This window comes from Sphingomonas echinoides ATCC 14820 (assembly GCF_000241465.1).
Classification (GTDB): domain Bacteria; phylum Pseudomonadota; class Alphaproteobacteria; order Sphingomonadales; family Sphingomonadaceae; genus Sphingomonas; species Sphingomonas echinoides.
The window spans coordinates 3915362-3933020 of record NZ_JH584235.1 but is presented as its reverse complement, the minus strand read 5'-3'; the positions used below and the strand labels follow the sequence as shown (position 1 = coordinate 3933020).

12 protein-coding genes and 1 tRNA gene are annotated in these 17659 nt (G+C 65.4%); 2 read left to right on the top strand and 11 right to left on the bottom strand.

Annotated elements, in window-relative coordinates; translation table 11 throughout:
- Positions 1–53 precede the first annotated feature (53 nt).
- From ON00_RS18180 to ON00_RS18145, 8 genes are all read right to left on the bottom strand, one after another.
- Positions 54–2888: a valine--tRNA ligase gene (locus tag ON00_RS18180; protein ID WP_010408468.1), complete on the bottom strand. Its 2835-nt coding sequence runs from the start codon at positions 2886–2888 to the stop codon at positions 54–56.
- Positions 2889–2937: 49 nt separating this feature from the next.
- Entirely contained in the window at positions 2938–4278 is a 1341-nt protein-coding gene (locus ON00_RS18175; protein ID WP_010408465.1) for a carbohydrate porin, read from the bottom strand.
- Between the two features lie 190 nt (positions 4279–4468).
- Positions 4469–5101, bottom strand: coding sequence for a ParB-like protein (locus ON00_RS18170; RefSeq protein ID WP_010408463.1), 633 nt, complete (start codon positions 5099–5101; stop codon positions 4469–4471).
- Entirely contained in the window at positions 5098–6717 is a 1620-nt protein-coding gene (locus ON00_RS18165; RefSeq protein WP_010408461.1) for a SulP family inorganic anion transporter, read from the bottom strand. The genes ON00_RS18170 and ON00_RS18165 overlap by 4 nt, the downstream gene beginning before the upstream one ends.
- A 72-nt stretch (positions 6718–6789) precedes the next feature.
- Complete coding sequence (locus ON00_RS18160) at positions 6790–7353, bottom strand: DUF4337 domain-containing protein (protein WP_010408459.1); 564 nt, start codon at positions 7351–7353, stop codon at positions 6790–6792.
- Positions 7354–7395: 42 nt separating this feature from the next.
- Positions 7396–8817, bottom strand: a complete 1422-nt coding sequence (locus ON00_RS18155) for an efflux transporter outer membrane subunit (RefSeq protein ID WP_010408457.1) — start codon at positions 8815–8817, stop codon at positions 7396–7398.
- The gene (locus ON00_RS18150) at positions 8814–12005 is read right to left on the bottom strand and encodes an efflux RND transporter permease subunit (RefSeq protein WP_010408456.1); all 3192 of its coding nucleotides are present in this window, start codon (positions 12003–12005) and stop codon (positions 8814–8816) included. Before ON00_RS18150 ends, ON00_RS18155 begins: the two co-directional genes overlap by 4 nt.
- Positions 12002–13264 (bottom strand): efflux RND transporter periplasmic adaptor subunit, encoded by a 1263-nt coding sequence (locus tag ON00_RS18145; RefSeq protein WP_010408454.1) that lies wholly within the window; start codon positions 13262–13264, stop codon positions 12002–12004. Before ON00_RS18145 ends, ON00_RS18150 begins: the two co-directional genes overlap by 4 nt.
- An 88-nt stretch (positions 13265–13352) precedes the next feature.
- Here ON00_RS18145 and ON00_RS18140 point away from each other — a divergent pair, with 88 nt between their 5' ends.
- Complete coding sequence (locus ON00_RS18140) at positions 13353–14027, top strand: response regulator (protein WP_010408453.1); 675 nt, start codon at positions 13353–13355, stop codon at positions 14025–14027.
- A gap of 2 nt (positions 14028–14029) precedes the next feature.
- On the top strand, positions 14030–15340 hold the full coding sequence (locus ON00_RS19955) for a sensor histidine kinase (RefSeq protein ID WP_010408451.1): 1311 nt from the start codon (positions 14030–14032) through the stop codon (positions 15338–15340).
- Positions 15341–15343: 3 nt separating this feature from the next.
- On the opposite strand, the gene ON00_RS18135 is transcribed toward ON00_RS19955, so the two are convergent.
- From ON00_RS18135 to ON00_RS18125, 3 genes are all read right to left on the bottom strand, one after another.
- Positions 15344–16300: a polysaccharide deacetylase family protein gene (locus ON00_RS18135; protein ID WP_010408449.1), complete on the bottom strand. Its 957-nt coding sequence runs from the start codon at positions 16298–16300 to the stop codon at positions 15344–15346.
- A gap of 79 nt (positions 16301–16379) precedes the next feature.
- A tRNA-Gln gene (locus ON00_RS18130) sits at positions 16380–16454 on the bottom strand.
- A gap of 60 nt (positions 16455–16514) precedes the next feature.
- Positions 16515–17639, bottom strand: a complete 1125-nt coding sequence (locus ON00_RS18125; RefSeq protein ID WP_010408445.1) for a branched-chain amino acid aminotransferase — start codon at positions 17637–17639, stop codon at positions 16515–16517.
- Between the last annotated feature and the right edge of the window lie 20 nt (positions 17640–17659).

The following is a 17659-nucleotide window of genomic DNA, read 5'->3' as shown; positions in this document are numbered from 1 at the left end:
TCATCCTACGCCCATGCCCTCCCCTACCCCCTCCCGCAAGCGGGAGGGGAATTTTAGCCCAGCCGCGCCAGCGCCGCGCTCAGCCGCTCGGCTTCGGCGGCCTTTTCGGCATGATCGGCCCGCGCCTTTTCGACCGCTTCGGGCTTGGCGCGCTCTACAAAGCTGGGGTTGCCCAGCCGCCCGGCGAGCGCATCGCGTTCCTTGGCTGCCGCTTCGATGCCCTTGGTCAGGCGCGCGCGCTCGGCGTCGAGGTCGATCACGCCTTCGAGGGGGATGACGAAGGTAGCTTCGTCGATCACGATTTGCAGTGCCGCACCAGATGGCGGTGCCTGCACATAGCTATCCTGCAAACGGGCCAATCGCCGCAGCGCCGTGTAGAAGACAGTAATCCGCTTCTGGGTGGTCTCGTTTGCGTCCCGCACATAGGCGGTCAGCATCGTGCCGGGAGAAATGCCAAGTTCGTTCTTGGCAGCACGGACGTCGCTTACCACTCGGATAAGCCAGTCGATGTCGGCACTCGCTTGCGGATCGATCGATCGCGCGTCCGCCATTGGCCATTTGGCGACGATCAGATCATTCTCGCGCGGGCCCATGGCGTGCCACAGTTCCTCGGTGATGAACGGCATGAACGGGTGCAGCAGCACGAGGATCTGGTCGATCACCCAGCCGGCGACGGCGCGGGTTTCATCGGCTTGGCCTTCGACTTTCGCACCCTTAGGCAACTGCTCTTCATCCGAAAGCACCGGCTTGATCAGCTCCAAATACCAGTCGCAGAAGCGGCTCCACACAAATTGATAGACCGCGTTCGCCGCGCCATCGAAGCGCAGATCGGCGAGCGCGAGGTCGACCGCCTGCACGCACGCGATCGTCTCGGCGATGATCCATTTGTTGACCGCGAGCGTCGCCTTCGGCGCATCGAGCGTCGTGCTCGCGCCGATGCCATTGGCTTGCGCGAAGCGGCAGGCGTTCCACAGCTTGGTGGCGAAGTTGCGATAGCCCTCGACTCGCTTCTCATCCATCTTGATGTCGCGGCCCTGGCTTTCCATCGCCGCCATGAAGAAACGCAGCGCGTCGGCACCGTATGTGTCGATCAACCCGAGCGGGTTGACGACATTGCCCTTGGACTTGGACATCTTCTGCCCATCCGCCGCGCGGACGAGGCCGTGCAGGTACAGCTTCTTGAACGGCACATCGCCCATGAAGTGGATGCCCTGCATCATCATCCGCGCGTCCCAGAAGAACAGGATGTCGAAGCCCGAGATGAGCACGTCATTGGGGTAGCGGCCGTGGAGTTGCGGGGGGCGCGAGGTCTCCCTCTCCCCTTCAGGGGAGAGGGTCGGGGAGAGGGGCTGTCCTGGAACATCGAGCGGAACGCTCGTTGCAGCGTCCCCCTCTCCCCGACCCTCTCCCCGCGAGCGGGGAGAGGGAGAAGAAGAGTCGGGCCAGCCCATCGTCGCGAACGGCCACAAAGCCGAGGAGAACCATGTGTCGAGGACGTCGCTATCCTGCGTCAGCGCGACGCCTGCACCGGCCTGGGCCTGCGCTTCGGCCTCGGTCAACGCGACATAGATCGAACCGTCCTCGGCGAACCACGCCGGAATCCGATGCCCCCACCAAAGCTGGCGGGAGACGCACCAGGGCTGGATATTCTCCATCCAGTTGAAAAACGTCTTTTCCCACGTCTTGGGCACGATCTCGATCGCGCCCGAGCGCACCGCCTCGATCGCGGGTTTCGCCAAGGTCGCGGCGTCGACATACCATTGGTCGGTGAGCCACGGCTCGATCACCACGCCCGAGCGATCGCCGTACGGCGTCTGGATCGTGCGCGGTTCGGCGTCGTGTTCCACGCCGTCCTTGTCGATGTGCGGGATCAGGAAGCCTTCGGCCTTCAACTGCGCGACCACCGCCTTGCGCGCCTCGGCGGTGGTCAGGCCCAGGAACGTGTCGGGGATCAGCCCGTCCGCCACCTGCACGACCTGGGCCTTGGCATCGAGCATGTTGAGCATTGCGCCCGCCGCGATGCCAGCCCGCTTGCCGACCTCGAAATCGTTGAAATCATGCCCCGGCGTGATCTTCACCGCGCCCGAGCCAAGCTCGGGATCGGCATGGTCGTCGGTGATGATCGGGATCAGGCGGCCCGTGATCGGCAGCTTGATCTGCTTGCCGACGAGATGCGTGTAGCGTTCGTCCGAAGCGTTCACCGCGACCGCCATATCGGCGAGCATCGTCTCGGGCCGCGTGGTCGCGACTTCGATGAAGCCTGACCCGTCCGCCAGCGGATAGCGCAAATGCCAGAAGCTGCCCTTGATCTCGCGCGTCTCGACCTCAAGGTCGCTGATCGCAGTGCCGAGGCCGGAGTCCCAGTTCACCAGCCGCTTGTCGCGGTAGATCAGGCCTTCTTTGTGCAGATCGACGAACACCTTGAGGACGGCCTTGGAAAAGCCCTCGTCCATGGTGAAGCGCTCATTCTTCCAATCCATCGAGCAGCCGAGGCGGCGGAGCTGCTGGGTGATTTCCCCGCCGCTCTCTTCCTTCCATTCCCACACTTTGGCGACGAACGCTTCGCGCGTGTAATCGGTGCGCTTCTGCTGGCGCTCCGCCATCTGCCGCTCGACCACCATTTGCGTGGCGATGCCGGCATGGTCGGTGCCAACCACCCACAAAGCATCCTTGCCCTGCAAGCGAGCGTGGCGCGCGAGGATATCCTGCAGCGTGTTATCAAGCGCATGGCCGATATGGAGCGACCCCGTCACGTTGGGCGGCGGGTTGACGATGGTCCACGGCTCGGCACCGGGACGATCCGGGCGGAACTGGCCCGTATTTTCCCAATGCGCATACCAGCGCTTTTCAATTTCGGCGGGGTCGAAGGTTTTTGGAAGCTCGCTCATAGCGTCTGGCTTTAGCCGCGACGCCGCAAAAGAAAAGGGCGGCCCGCCCTCAAAACTGCCCGTGCAAGCGGATCGCAAAGGCACTGATCGGCCCGCGGTCGCGGTTATAGCCAGGGTTGCCGATCACCTGATAATCGGCAGTGATCGAGACAGGCCCGATCGGCACCCACGAATAATAGACTTCGCCAATCGCTTCCGCACCCGGATGCGGCAATTTCCCATCGCCGACCAGCACCCCGACGCCGCCCGCGTCAAGATAACGCTGATGCGCAGCCGAGATGCCGTTGACGACAGCGGCGATGCCGACCGTGTCCCCGCCCCGCCCCCACGACGCGCCCTTGATCGAAACGCCGGCTGAGGCGGTGCGGTCGACATCGGTGAAGTCATAGGGCTCGATCTGGCCGTCCGCGATCCCTGCGCGCGCAAAGACGCCGACCGATGCCGTTACCGCTTGCTCCAGATTGACCGACGCGCCGATCCGCGTCCGCCAATCGCGCACCGGCGCGGTGTCGGGAGCCGCACCCGCCTTTGCAGCAAGCGCCAGCGCATCGTCAAAACGCCCGAACCGCCCGTGATTGCGGAACACGGTGACGCGGACGGCACCATCCCGGTCCCCGATCGTGTGGCGATGCTCGATTTCGCCATCCAGTTGAAACTGGCTGAAATCGCGTTCCAGCGTTTCGCCATTGGGGATTTTGGAGAGGTTGAACAGCCCGGCCCGCACCGTCCACGGCCCCCGATACCATTCGACCGCCGCACCCGTACTATAGCCCCAGGCGTCGGCGGCATAATCGAAGCTGCCGGCATCGACGAGCGTCCAGTTGAGGAAATCGGCGCGCGGATCATGCGCGTAGCGGTTGGTGTCGAACACATCGCCGACCCCGAACTTGCCGAGCGTCAGCACCACCCGGTCGGCCGTCCGCCGGGCGGCGAACTGGTTGAGCGTCGCGGTCGCATCGTCGCGCGCGCCACCGAGGTTGATCGTCTGGCGGAAGAACAGCCGCTGCAGCCGGAAATATGGGCTGCTCTTGCCGACCTTATACGCCTCCGCACTGGGGAAACCCGCGACGCCCAGCGTGTTGGACAGGCCAAAGCCCTGGTCCATTTCCGGATTGATCCACACCTCGCCGCCTTGCCACGGGCGCACCCCGGCATAGAGCGTCGCGTCGACCGTTTCCTTAATCTGGTGCGGCGTCAGGCTGTTCTGCCCCGCATAAGGCGAGGAGAAACCCGGCGTGCCTTGTGCGGTGAGGGTGAACTGGCCGTGGACAGCGAAAATGTCGGACTGCGAGGGAGTCGAGGGTTCGCTGCCAGAAACGGCAGCCGGTGTGGTCTGCGCCATCGCCGGTGCCGCAATGCCCGCCAGAAGAGCCAGGAGGTAGATGCGCATCGGCGACTCCGAATTCACGCGCCAGCGCCGGTACGCCCAAACGGTGTGCGTACACCTATCCGGTACCGGAAGCGGACGATCTGCTTGTCAAGAATGCCCCGCCAACCGCCCGGCTTCGGATTCGGCAGCGCAACATCGCCACGCCCCGTAATCGCCCGGGCGCGCCGATGCTAGCCGGAAACGGCGCGCTTCATACGTGATGCGCAAGGTCCGGGTCGACACCGCACCAGCCCGGCATGAACCGCGCCTCATGCGACCGCGCATAGCCCAATGCCTTGTCGAGCGCCTTGTCGAAATTCTTCTCGACCGTCGTTTGCTTGATCAGGCGGCGCAGATAATCGGCCCAGATGAATTCGCTGAACGGCGTGGTTTCCTTGGCATAGCCGCCCGCCTGGCGCACCGCACCCGCCAGCGAGCGGAACGGATCGTCGGCAAGGTCGCGAATGCGTTTGGGGATATCGCCATAGCCGCGACGCTGGCCCTGCTCGTCAAACGGGTGCAGCCAGCCGCGATTGTCGAGGAATACCCAAAAGGCATCCTGGCTGAGCGGCCGCAGGTCGGCGATCACGGTGGTCAGCACCTCCTCCTGCCCCTCTTCGACCAGCGCACGCGCAAGATGATGATGGTCGATCACATAGGATTTGCCCTTGGGGCCGAGCACCACCGGGATCATGTGCCGCCCAAGATACTTGCCGGCATCGTCGCGCTGCCCGCGCCATTCCGCGCGCTTGCGTTCGACTTCGCGCAAGCCGACCGTCATTTGCGTCGGCCGCAGCGCATCGAGCTGAATGGGAAGAAGCATCGGCTCGCGGCTGGTTCTCATACCGTTGTCTCCTGTGAAAAAGGGCGTGTCGCTGAATCAACCGCGTCGGCGACGCTGCGTGCGCTGCGCCCGGCCAGCTCCACCAAGGCCGGGCCGCTCGCATTGAGCAAATCGCGCACCGGATCCTTCAGCCGTGCCAGCACCAATGTGCGCCCGGCCGCCCCCAAGCGGATCGACGCCTCGCTCAGAACATCCACTGCCGTGCTATCCAAATCGCTGCTTTCCTCCAGGCTGAGGATCACCGTGTGCGCATCCTGCGCCACTGCGCGCCGTTCGACCAGCGCCATGATTCGCTCGGCATTGGCGAAAAACAAGGGTTCGCCGGGGCGCAGCACCAGCACATCGGCTTGCACCAAAGCCTCCGGATGGCGCGACAGATCGACGAAATCACGCCCCATGCCAAGCCGCCCGAGCTGCGCGATTTCGGGAGATGCCAGCCGGTGGATGATCGCCAGCACAGACAGCCCCACCGCCAGCAACATGCCGTACAAAACGCCCAGCACCAGCACACCCAGCGCCGCCGCGCTCGCCACATATTGGTCGCGGTCGATCCGCCACAGCCGTCGCAAGGGCGACGGGTCGAGCGCGTGGAGCAAAGCTGAAACCACCACTGCGGCCAATACTGGCATCGGCACGCGCGCAATCAGCCCCAGCGCCAGCGCCATCAACGCCATCAAAACGCCGCCCGCGATCAGGCTGGCGCGCCGCGTCGCCGCCCCGGCGCTGTCATTGGCAGACGCGGCGGAAAACCCCGCCCCCACCACTTGCCCGCCCACCGCTGCGGCGGCGAGATTGGCAACACCGATCGCCACCAGCTCGCGATTGGGGTCGAAACTTTCCCCGCGGTTGAGCGCGAGCGAGCGCATCGTGCCCCAGGATTCCACAAACACGATCAACGCCAGCGGCATCGCGGCAGAGGCGAGCGCCACCCAATGCGCGTGATCGAGCTGCGGCAAACGCGGCGCGGCAAAGGTCAGGTCGATCGCGCCGACCAAGGGGACATGCCATGCCCGCAGATCGACGAGCGACGCCAGGAGCGTACCCAGCGCCAGCAAGACCAGCGCGCTCGGCACCATGGGCCAGCGCCGCAGCAACACCGCCACCGCGCGCGCCCCCGCCCCGATCGCAAGGCTGGCACCGTTCCACCCCGGGATATGGGCGACCGTCACGGCCAGTTGCGACAGGACGTCGCCATCGCCCGGCGCGACCCCGGTGGTGGCGATGAACTGGCGCAGGACGATGCTTGCCGCCAGCCCGATCGCAAAGCCGCGCAGCACGGGCCGCGAAACGAACGCCGCGACAAAGCCGAGCCGCAGCGCCCCCGCGATGAGAAACAACAGCCCCACCAGCCCGACCATCACCACCGCCGCCAGCAACCGCTGCGATGGGTCGGCTATGGCAAGCGATGCCGTCGCCGCAGCGAGCGTCGCGGCCGATGCCGATGTCGGCGCAACAATGGCAACGCGACTGCGCCCAACCAGCGCATAAGCGGCAATCCCGGCCAATGCCGCGACCAACGCCTGGCCCGGTGGAAAACCGGCAATGCCGCCATAAGCGATCGCCTCGGGCAGCAACAACGCCGCCACCGACACGCCCGCGACGCTGTCCCGTCTCATTCCGTCCCGATCCATCAATCGACCCTTACACGCGCGGGAGCTACGGTCGAGATTGGGAGGGTTCGCCGAGCGTCAAATCCACGCAACCACGCTCAGCACGACGCCCAGCACCGCAGACGCGCCCGCGCCCCACAACAGCCAGCGCCGCTGAGTCAACGCGCTGATCGAGGCGAGCGCGATCGCGATCTGGATGAAGGTCATTGCGATGGCGAGCTTGGTATGGGGCGATAGCGCGCGCCGCGACTCCGCATCCGCCTCTTCGGATTTGCGATCAAGCTCTTCCGCCGTCGCGCGCAGTTCCCGGGCACGTTCGGCATATTTGCGCGAATCCGCCGCTGCGGCGCTGGCCGAAGCGGGCGCGATCTTGGCCACGCTATCGGCCAAATGCCGCTTGATATCCTCCGCCTGATAATAGGCCCAGCTATCCGATGCCCGCGCCTTCATCAGCACGGCTTCATTCTTGTAATAGAGCGCGTCGTTCTGGGTGTGGCCGCCGAGGAAACTGACGATCGCGCCTAGCGTCGCCAGCACCGCCGAAAAGAGCGCGATCTTCTGGCTGAGCGGTTCGCGGTGGTGGGCGCGCTCCTCGATTTCCTCTTCATGCGCGCCGCGGATTTCAAAACCTTCTTCCGGCATCCTCTAGCTCCTCGTGATCGCAATAGGCCGCGCTATCACGTCTCAATCGGTGACGACACCGCCACCTGCCGCCTGAAACACTGCAACGGTGTCCGCCAAGCGCGCCGCACGGGCCTGAATGAGCTGCGCGCGCGCCTGTGCATCGGCGGCGGTGGCGTTGAGCAGCGCCAGCGTGCCGACATCCCCCAGCGCCAACTGGCGCCGGACGAACCCCAAAGCACGGCCCGAGGCATCGCTCGCGCGGGCCGCCGCATCCAGCGCATCGGCATCCGTCCGCAGACCGCTCAACGCGTCCGACACATCGCCAAAGGCTTGCAACACCGCCGCGCGATATTGCGCCTTCGCGCCGTCCAAGGCCGCTTCGGCAGCATGTTGCTGGTGTCGCAAGGCCCCTCCGTGGAAAATCGGCTGGGTGACGCCGCCAAGCAACGCCCAGAACGGATTGCCGTTCTGGAACAGGTCGAACAAATGCTGCGCTTCGCCGCCAGCGGTCGCGCTCAACTGAAGGCTGGGCAGCCGCGCGGCAATCGCCACGCCGACATCGGCCCCTGCCCCCTCCAGTTGCGCCCGCGCCGCGCGCACATCGGGGCGGCGCGCCACCAGGTCCGATGGCAAGGCAAAAGGCACTTCGCGCGGCAGCGAGAGCGCCGAGAGGGTCGGCAAGGTCGGCAAATCGCCCCCCGCCGCGCGACCGAGCAAGGTGCCGATCACCACGCGCTGATGCGCCTCAGCGCGCACGAGTGCGGGCAGCGCCGCTTCCGCCGTCGCCAAGGCGGTCTGCTGGGTCGCCACATCCGCCTCGCCCACGGCACCAAGTTGCTGACGGCGGCGCTGCGCTTGCAGAATATCACGATTGACCGCCAGGCTCGCCCGCGCCGCCTCGATCTGGTCGGCCAGCGAGGCGCGCTGGATGACGGCCTGGATCAGATTGGACACGACGGTCGCGCGTGCCGCGTCCAGACGATATCGCGCCACATCCGCCGCAGCCCGTGCCGACCGGATCTTGGCGTGCGTTCCACCAAACACGTCGGGCGAATAGCTGACCGTCACCTGCGCGGTGTGCAACGAATACAGATATTGCGACGCATCGGTCACGGCAGGCGCAAGCGCCTTGGACACGCGCGTGCGTTGCGCCTGATAACTCGCATCGACCTGGGGTAACGCCGCGCCGCCCGCCGCCCCGGCAAGCTCGCGCGCCTGGCGCAAGGCCGCATCGGCGACGGCGATGTCGGTCGCATGGCCGAGCGCCTCGTTGACCAGCGCATCGAGATCGGCCGATCCGAACGCGCGCCACCAGTCGCTCGCCACCGTGCCGGTCTGCGCCACCTGCGCCTCGCCAGCGCGCGGAGCGAAGCTCTGCGGTTTGACAGGCGGCGGTAACGCGACGTGCGGATCCAGGTCGCGCGGACCGACTGCGCAGGCCGATACCGACCCGGCGAGCAAGGCGAGCAAGAGGCGCTTCATGCGGGCATCTCCCCATGATCGGCGGCGGGGGGCTGGTGGTGCCCGACATCGCGCCCGTGCGCACCGCGATCCCCCGGCGGCACCCGGCGCGAGAAGCGATCGATCAGCACCGGCAGCACCAGCAGGATCAGCAGCGGGGCAAGCGTCATGCCGCCCACCACCACCAGCGCCAACGGCTTCTGCACCTGGCTGCCGATGCCGTTAGAGATAGCGGCAGGGAGCAGGCCGATGGCCGCCACCAGGCAGGTCATCACCACCGGGCGCAAGCTGTGCCGCACCGTCGTCGCCAACGCCCCCTGCCGCCCCATATATTCGTCGATCGCATGGTTATAGGTGGTGACGACGAGAATGCCGTCCATCACCGCAATGCCGAACAGAGCGACAAACCCGATCGCCGAGGAAATGCTGAACGCGGTACCGCTCAACGCCAGCGCCAGCACGCCGCCAATAATCGCCATCGGGATCGCCGAGAAAGCGAGCAGGCTGTCGCGGATCGACCCGAAATTGGCATAGAGCAGCAACAGGATCAGCAGCAGGCTGATCGGCACCACCACCTCCAGCCGGGCGACGGCGTTGGTGAGATTGTCGAGTTCCCCGGCCCATTCGAGATGATAGCCGGTCGGCAAATGCACGCTCCGCGTGATCCGCGCCCGCGCTTCCTCCACCGCACCGCCGAGATCGCGTCCGCGCACCGAGAATTTGATCGGGATGTAGCGTTCCTGATGCTCGCGATAGATGAACGATGCGCCCGATGTCAGTTTGATATCGGCGACTTCGGACAGCGGCACCTGGATCGTACCGCTGCCATTGGGTGCCGGTGCGCCAATGGTGATACGGCGGATCGCGTCGATCGAGTCGCGCTGTTCGGCCTTCAGGCGCACCACGATCGGGAAGTGCCGGTCGGTGCCCTTTTCATACAGTTCCGCCGAGGATTGCCCGCCAATCGCGGCCGCCACCGTTGCGTTGATGTCGTCGGGCGTCAGGCCATAACGCGAGGCGCGCGCGCGATCGACATCGATCCGCACCGTCGGCTGCCCCAGCGACTGGAACACGCCCAGATCCTCGATGCCTTTAACCTTCGCCATCTCCGCCTTGATCGCATCGGCATATTTTTCGAGCGTCGGCAAATCTGGGCCGAACAGTTTGATCGAGTTGGCCCCTTTCACCCCCGATGCGGCTTCCTCGACATTGTCCTCGATATATTGCGAGAAGGAGAAATCGACGCCGGGATATTTGGCCTGCAGTTTCTTCGACAATTCGGCGGTCAGCGTTTCCTTGGTCACGCCGGCCGGCCAGCTACCGGCCGGTTTCAGCGGCACGAAGAATTCGGCGTTGAAGAAGCCCGTTGAGTCGGTGCCGTCATCAGGCCGTCCATGCGCCGACAACACCGATTCCACTTCGGGATATTGCGCGATCATGCGGCGCACACCATCCACCACCGGTTGCCCTGCCTCCAGGCTGATCGAGGCCGGCAGGCTGGCACGGATATACATGTTGCCCTCTTCGAGATGGGGCAGAAATTCAATGCCAAGCGAGCGCACGCCAACCATCGCCCCGCCGAGTAGCAGCAGCGCACCACCGATCGCCAGCACGCGATTGCCCAGCGCAAAGGCAGCGGCAGGTTCGTACAGGCGGCGCAACCGCGCGACGATCCATGTCTCCACCTCGGACAATTTATCGGGCAGCAGCATCGTCGCCAGCACCGGCGCGACCGTGAAGGTCGCGATCAGGCCGCCGGTAATGGCATAGGCATAGGTCTTCGCCATCGGGCCGAAGATATGGCCCTCGACGCCCGTCAGCGTGAACAGCGGCAGGAAGCTCGCGATGATGATCGCGGCGGCGAAGAAGATGCCGCGGCTCACCTCATGGCTCGCCCCCAACACTGCGGAGAAGCGGCTGGCGAGCGTATAATGGCCGCGCCCGCCTTCGACATGCGCTGAGCGTTCCACCATATGGCGGAAGATATTCTCGACCATGATGACGCTGGCATCGACCACCAGCCCGAAATCGAGCGCGCCGACCGACAACAGGTTCGCACTCTCGCCCTGCAACACCAGGATCAGGATCGCGAAGGCGAGCGCGAAGGGAATGGTCGCGGCGACGATGATCGCGCTGCGCAAATTGCCGAGAAACGCCCATTGCAGGAAGAAGATCAGCGCGATCCCCGCCACCAGATTTTCCAGCACGGTGTGGATCGTCAGGTGGATCAGGTCGGATCGGTCATAGATGCGATCAAGATGGACGCCCGGCGGCAAGATGCCCGAGGCGTTGATGTCGGCGACTTCCTTCTGCACCGCTTCGATCGTCGGCATCGATTGTGCGCCGCGCTGCATCAGCACGATGCCCTGAACGATGTCGTCCTCATTGTTATACCCGGCGATACCCAGCCGCGGCGCATTGCCGATCTCGACATGGGCGACGTCCTTCAACAGGATCGGCTGACCATTGGCGGTGCCGACCAGCACATTCTCGATCCCCGACACCGACTGGATCAGCCCGACACCGCGCACGATCGCCGCCTGCGCGCCGAAGTTGATCGTCTGCCCGCCGACATTGCCATCGCTCTTGCTTAGCGCGGCGAGCACTTGCCCGACCGCGACGCCGTGCGCCGACAACCGATCATTGTCGATCACGACATCATAAGCGCGCAGCTTGCCGCCCCAGCCGGTCACGTCGATCACGCCCGGAATGCGTTTGAAGCGGCGTTGCAGCACCCAGTCCTGCAAGGTCTTGAGGTCCATCACCGAATAGCCCGGCGGCGCGCTGATCTTGTAGCGGAAGATCTCGCCGACCGGGCTGGTCGGCGACAGCGACGGCTGCGCCCCGCCCGCCAGCGGCGGCAATTGCGACAGGCGATTAATCACCTGCTGCTTGGCCGCCTCATTGGTCAGGTCATAGCTGAACTGGATCTTGATGTCGGAAAGGCCGAACAGCGAGATCGCGCGGATCGCAGTCAGATGCGGAATACCCGCCATGCCGACCTCGATCGGGATGGTGACATTGCGCTCCATCTCCTCCGCCGACAGGCCTTGCGTCTGCGTGATCACCTCGACCATCGGCGGCACGGGATCGGGATAGGCCTCGATATTGAGGTTCCAGAAACCGATCGCGCCCGCGACCAGCATCGCGGCAAAGATGCCGACGATCAGCAATCGCTGCCGCAGCGAAAATTCGACCAGGCGGTTCATTCGCCGAGACCCGCCTCATTCACGAACAGCGCGCCCGAGGTGACGATCCGCTCGCCCGACTTCAGACCGGCGAGCACGGCAATGGTGCCATCCTGCGCGTCACCGGCGGTAATCGTGCGGGCCTGGAGCAGCCCATCGGGGCGTACCACCCACACCCGCGCCGCTTCGCCCTCATGGATCACGGCTTCGGCGGGGATTCGCAGCGCCGTGCCACGTTGCGGCCGCTGGATCGAGAAGCTGGCGAACATTTGTGGCTTCAGCATGCCATCGGGATTGGCGATGGTTGCGCGGACCGGCAGGCGGCGCGTTTGCGGATCGAGCGCCGCGCCGACCAGATCGATGGTTGCATGGAAGCTGCGTCCCGGCAGCGCCTGCGTCGTCACCGTTACCGAATCCCCGACATGCACCGCATTGGCATCGCTTTCGGCAATCTGCGCGATCAGCCAGACATGCGACGGATCGGTGATCGTCATCACCGGCTTGTCGCCGCCTTGCGACACATATTGCCCGGCCGACACATCGCGCGAGGCGATCAGGCCGCCGATCGGCGCATGGAGCGTCGTGCGGTCGTGAATGCCCGAAACCTCGCTGACGCTTTCCAGCCGCGCGATTTCGCCCGACGTCTTGCCCAGGATCGACAATTTGTCGCGCGCCGCGCCCAGCGCCGCCGCTGTGGTGCGCGCGGTCGCTTGTGCCGCGACCAGATCGGTCTGCGCCTGGAGATAATCCTTCTGCGCGCCGCCCGCCGTCTCGAAAATCTGGCGCTGGCGCTCGGCATTGCGCGTCGCGGTCGCCAATTGCGCCTGCGCGTTCTGGAACGCCGCGCGCGCCGCGAACAGGCCGCTGCGCGCATCGACGAAATCGCTGGTCTTGACCAGCAGCAGCGGCTGCCCCGCGCGGACATATTGCCCGGCATCGGCCAGGACCCGCACGATCTGGCCGGCATAGGGCATCAGGACCGGCGTGCTGCGATCGCCATCGACGGTGATCGCGCCGCTCGCCAGCGTGCGGTCATCCGAGGCCGAATAGCCGACACGCATCGTCTTCAGCCCCGCCATCTGGTCGGCGGTCAGCCGCAAGGTTCCCGGCGGCGTCGGTTGCGGGGCGGCGGGCTCGCGGTGCGTCAGGCGCTCGACGGCGAACCACAACAGCACCGCGCCAACCGCGCAGACGGCGGAAACGACCAGCCAGCGTGTCTGCGTGGCCGGGGCCAGCGTGCGGGTCTGGGGCAGGGATTCGGGTGTCGGAGAAGCGTGCATCGGAAACCCTATTGCGGCAAGGCTGGCACCTCTACGTAAGCCAGCTTACATCTCGCTTACAAATTGCTGCAGTGCAGAAAGTCCGAGAATGCGGGTCTTGTTGGTCGAGGACGACGATGAAGTGGCGGTGCCGCTGGTCGATGCCCTCTCGCGGCGCGGTGTCTCGGTAGAACGCGCACGCGACGTTGGCGAAGCCGAAGCGTATCTCGCCGCAATCGATTATGCGGCCGTATTGCTCGACCTAGGCTTGCCCGACGAAGACGGCATCGCCCTGTTGACGCGGATGCGCGCGCGCGGCGACACGCGGCCCGTGCTGGTGCTGAGCGCGCGTGGCGCGATCGATGCGCGTATTCGCGGCCTGAACGAAGGGGCCGACGAATATATGGTCAAACCGTTCGACGTCGATGAACTGCACGCACGGCTGCTTGCCATTCTGCGGCGCCGCGACGGCTATACCGGCAAGTCGCTCCGCTGCGGTGCCTTGGAATTCATCGTCGAGACGCGCGTCGCCTATATCGACGCCCAGCCGCTGGCGCTGTCCGTGCGCGAAACGCAGTTGCTGGAACTGCTGCTGCGCCGATCGGGCAAGGTCGTGCCCAAGACCGTCGTGGAGGATCAGCTCTTCGGCCTCGACAGCGACCTGGGGTCGAACGCAGTCGAGGTCTATATCCACCGCTTGCGCAAGAAGCTCGAAGACGGGTCGAGCTGCGCGCGGATCGAGACGGTGCGCGGCGTCGGCTACATGATGGTCGCCGCCGCGTGAGAGTGCGCGCGCCGCGCTCGCTGCTTGGCCAGTTTATCGCGCTGCATGTCGGCATCGCTTTGGTCGCCGCGATCACGTTGCTGTGGAGCGCGTCTGCCCTGCTGCACCAGACCGCCGACCATTTTCAGCGGAATTTGCTGCGCCGACAGGCCGCGCTTTCGGCGTCGTTCGGGCAGGCCGGTGCGCCGCAACCCGTGGTCCTGTCCAATGGCATGGCAGTCAGCGTGATCGGCCGGAATCGCCGGGTGCTCAATTCCTACGGACCGCCGCGGCCGCAGATCCTGGCGGCAGCTCCGCTCGATGAGACATCGCATTTCTTTCGCAAGGGCGCGATCCAGGCGTTCTGCCTGCCCGCCACGGTAGGCTGGATCGTCGTCTCGCAAGACGATGCCGACCCGGAGGTGGTCACCGACGATGTCGTGCGCAATTTCCTCTCGCGCTTTGCGCTGATATCGCTGCCGATTGCATTGCTTGTGCCAGTGATCGGCGCGCTGCTCGCCCGCCGTTTGACGCACCGCATGCGCATGGTCTCGCTGGCGGCAGCGCAAATCGGCCCGCAATCGCTCGATGCGCGCTTGCCGCGCGGTCTGCTCCCGCTGGAAGCGGAGCCGCTGGCCGAGGCGGCCAATGCCGCGCTGGACCGTCTCGCCGCCGCGATCCGGGTGCAAACCGCCTTTGCCGCCGATGTCGCGCACGAATTGCGGACGCCGTTGGCGGCGATACGGCTGCGCGCCGATGCGATTGCCGACCCAGAGGCGCGCTCGGCCCTGATGGCAGCCGTGGATCGCGCCGGGAGGGTGATTGCCCAATTATTGGCATTGGCGGAGCTGGAGCGACCGTTGGAATCGAGTGGAACAACCGTCGATCTTCACCGCCTGGCGGAACAGGTCGTCGCCGATCGCGCCCCTGCGATACTGGCATCGGGCCGCAGCATTGCGCTCGATCGCGATTCGGGACCGGCGCAGGTCTACGGCTATAGCGAGGCCCTGACGCTCGCGCTCGAGAACCTGCTCGACAATGCAACCCGCCATACCCCGCACGGGACGGCGATCCACGTCCGCAGCGGCAGCAGCCACATCATTGTCAGCGATGACGGCCCGCCGCTGCCGCAGGATGATCTGGCGCGCCTGACGGAACGGCTCTGGCGCGGGGCCGGGTCCCCCGTCGAAGGCTCGGGCATCGGTCTCTCGATTGTCGACCGGGTCGCCCATGCCCATGGCGGGCGGCTGAACGTGCGGCGCGGCGACGCCGGGCGCGGACTGGTGTTTGAAATCAAGGTCCGGCGGCCGAAACTCGGCGTCACCGGCGATTGAACCTCACCGATCGTGATCGACCCGGTCATAGGCGGCTTCGATCTCTTTCGGCACGTCGGTGAAGCTGCTCCACGGCAGCGGCTTGTGCAGCGCCATCGACCAGCGCTCGATCCATTCGATCCCCTCTTTTCCGGCATAGGGATCGGGGGTGCGGTACGCCGGGTCCTTCATCGCCTGCGCCAGCGTCACCGGTCGCAAATGCTCGCGCTGGAGGATAGCCGCGAGATCATCGATCGAATCTGCATTCAGCCGGGTCGCGTGTAGCAGCATGACATAGGCGATATCGCGCCCGAACAAGGCATGCGCTGCGCTGCGATACCAGCGGATCGTCGTTGCGGTATGAGCGAGATAGAGGTGCCGGATCCGCGCCCGCGTCGCCTCATCCCGCGCGATGGTCGCGGCATCATAGGGCTCGGCAAATTCCCAGTCATCGGCATCGATCGTAACGGGCGCGATGCGGTAGCCATGCGCGGTCAGCCAGGCGTTGATCTCGTGCTTGACCGCCTCCGGCGTGCCGGTTTCGAGATAGGGGTGGCGAAACCACCCGATCCGACGGTGCCGTTCTTCGAGCAGGCCCCGCGTGACCGGCTCGCCGCGCGCAATATCGGCAATGTAGGCGGCCGCGCCCAGGCGGTTGGGCGATTCGTGCGAAAAGGTGTGGTTGCCGAGGTCCATGCCGGCATCGAGCCAATGCTCCAGAACGGCGATCTGTTGCGGCCGATCCAGCTCGTTGAGTTTCGATTCGTTGACAAAGCCCGTCGCCGGGATCCTGTGCTTGCGCAGGCCCTCCAGAATGTCGGCGTTCAAACCGTTCACATAAGGCTGCTCCTTCGCCATCGTCAGCGCCGGCAGGTCATCGAAGGTCAGGGCGATTTTGGCGTGCTTGCTTCGTGCCGCCACCGGACTGCAGCCCAAAGGGATGGCGATCAGGCCGAGCAGGATCAAGCGGAGCATCGTCATGGTCGCTGCGTCTTTCAAGCGCGGCTCCGCATCTGTCGACCGCTGACTTTCTGCCCGTGCAGAATCGTGATGAAGAGATTGGCTGGGGCGGCAGGGTTCGAACCTGCGAATGGCGGCATCAAAAGCCGCTGCCTTACCACTTGGCGACGCCCCAATCCGGGAGCGGCGTGCTTTAGGCTGCGAATCCGCGCTTGGAAAGCCCGGATTCACGCTTTCAGATCACGCGCTCGAGCCAGCCATACGGATCAGGCGCGTGCCCGCGCTGAATATCGATAAGCGCCTGGCGCAAACGCTGGGTGGTTTGCCCCGGCCCGCCGCCACCGATCTGGAATGCGCCATCACGCATCTTCATCGTGCCGATCGGGGTGACCACCGCCGCCGTGCCGCACGCAAAGGCCTCCAGCAGCCGACCGCTTTCGGCGTCGGCGCGGCACTGGTCGATCGCATACGGCTCTTCGCGGACACTGAGCCCCATATCGCGCGCCAAAGTCAGCAAGGAATCGCGGGTGATGCCGGGAAGGATCGTGCCCGTCAGCGGCGGCGTGGCGATGCTGCCATCGTCGAACACGAAAAAGATGTTCATGCCGCCCAGTTCTTCAATCAAGCGCCGCTCGACCGCGTCGAGGAACAGCACCTGGTCGCACCCTTGGCGAGTCGCCTCGGCCTGCGCGATCAGACTGGAGGCGTAATTGCCGCCGCATTTCGCGGCCCCGGTGCCACCGGGGGCGGCGCGCGTATAGTCCTGCGACACCCACAGGGTGACGGCGGGCGCGCCACCCTTGAAATAGGCCCCGACCGAGGAGGCGATCACCGCATATAGATATTCGCTGGACGGCTTCACCCCCAGGAACACCTCGCTCGCGATCATGAACGGGCGGAGATACAGCGCGCCTCCGTCGATATCGGGGATCCAGTCGGCCTCCTGACGCACGATAGCGCGGACCGACTCGACAAACAGCTCATCGGGCAGCGGCACCATCGCCATCCGCTCCGCCGATGCGCGGAAGCGCGCGGCGTTTGCCGACGGGCGGAACAAAGCTGCCCCGCCATCGGGCAAGCGATAGGCCTTCAGCCCTTCGAAAATCTCTTGCGCATAATGCAGCACGGCGGACGCGCTATCCATCTGGAACGCCGCACGCGGGGTGATCTTGGCGTCATGCCACCCGGCGACCTCGTTATAACGGATCGTCACCATATGATCGGTGAACACGCGCCCGAAGCCCGGGTTTGCAATCAAGCCGGTGCGTTCGTTTGCGGGCACGGGCGTCGGATGCGGTTCCACGACAAAAGCGTGCGTGCTGGCGGTGGGGCGGTGGTCGAGATCGGCGTTCTGGTGCATCGAAGCCCTGCGACAAGTTG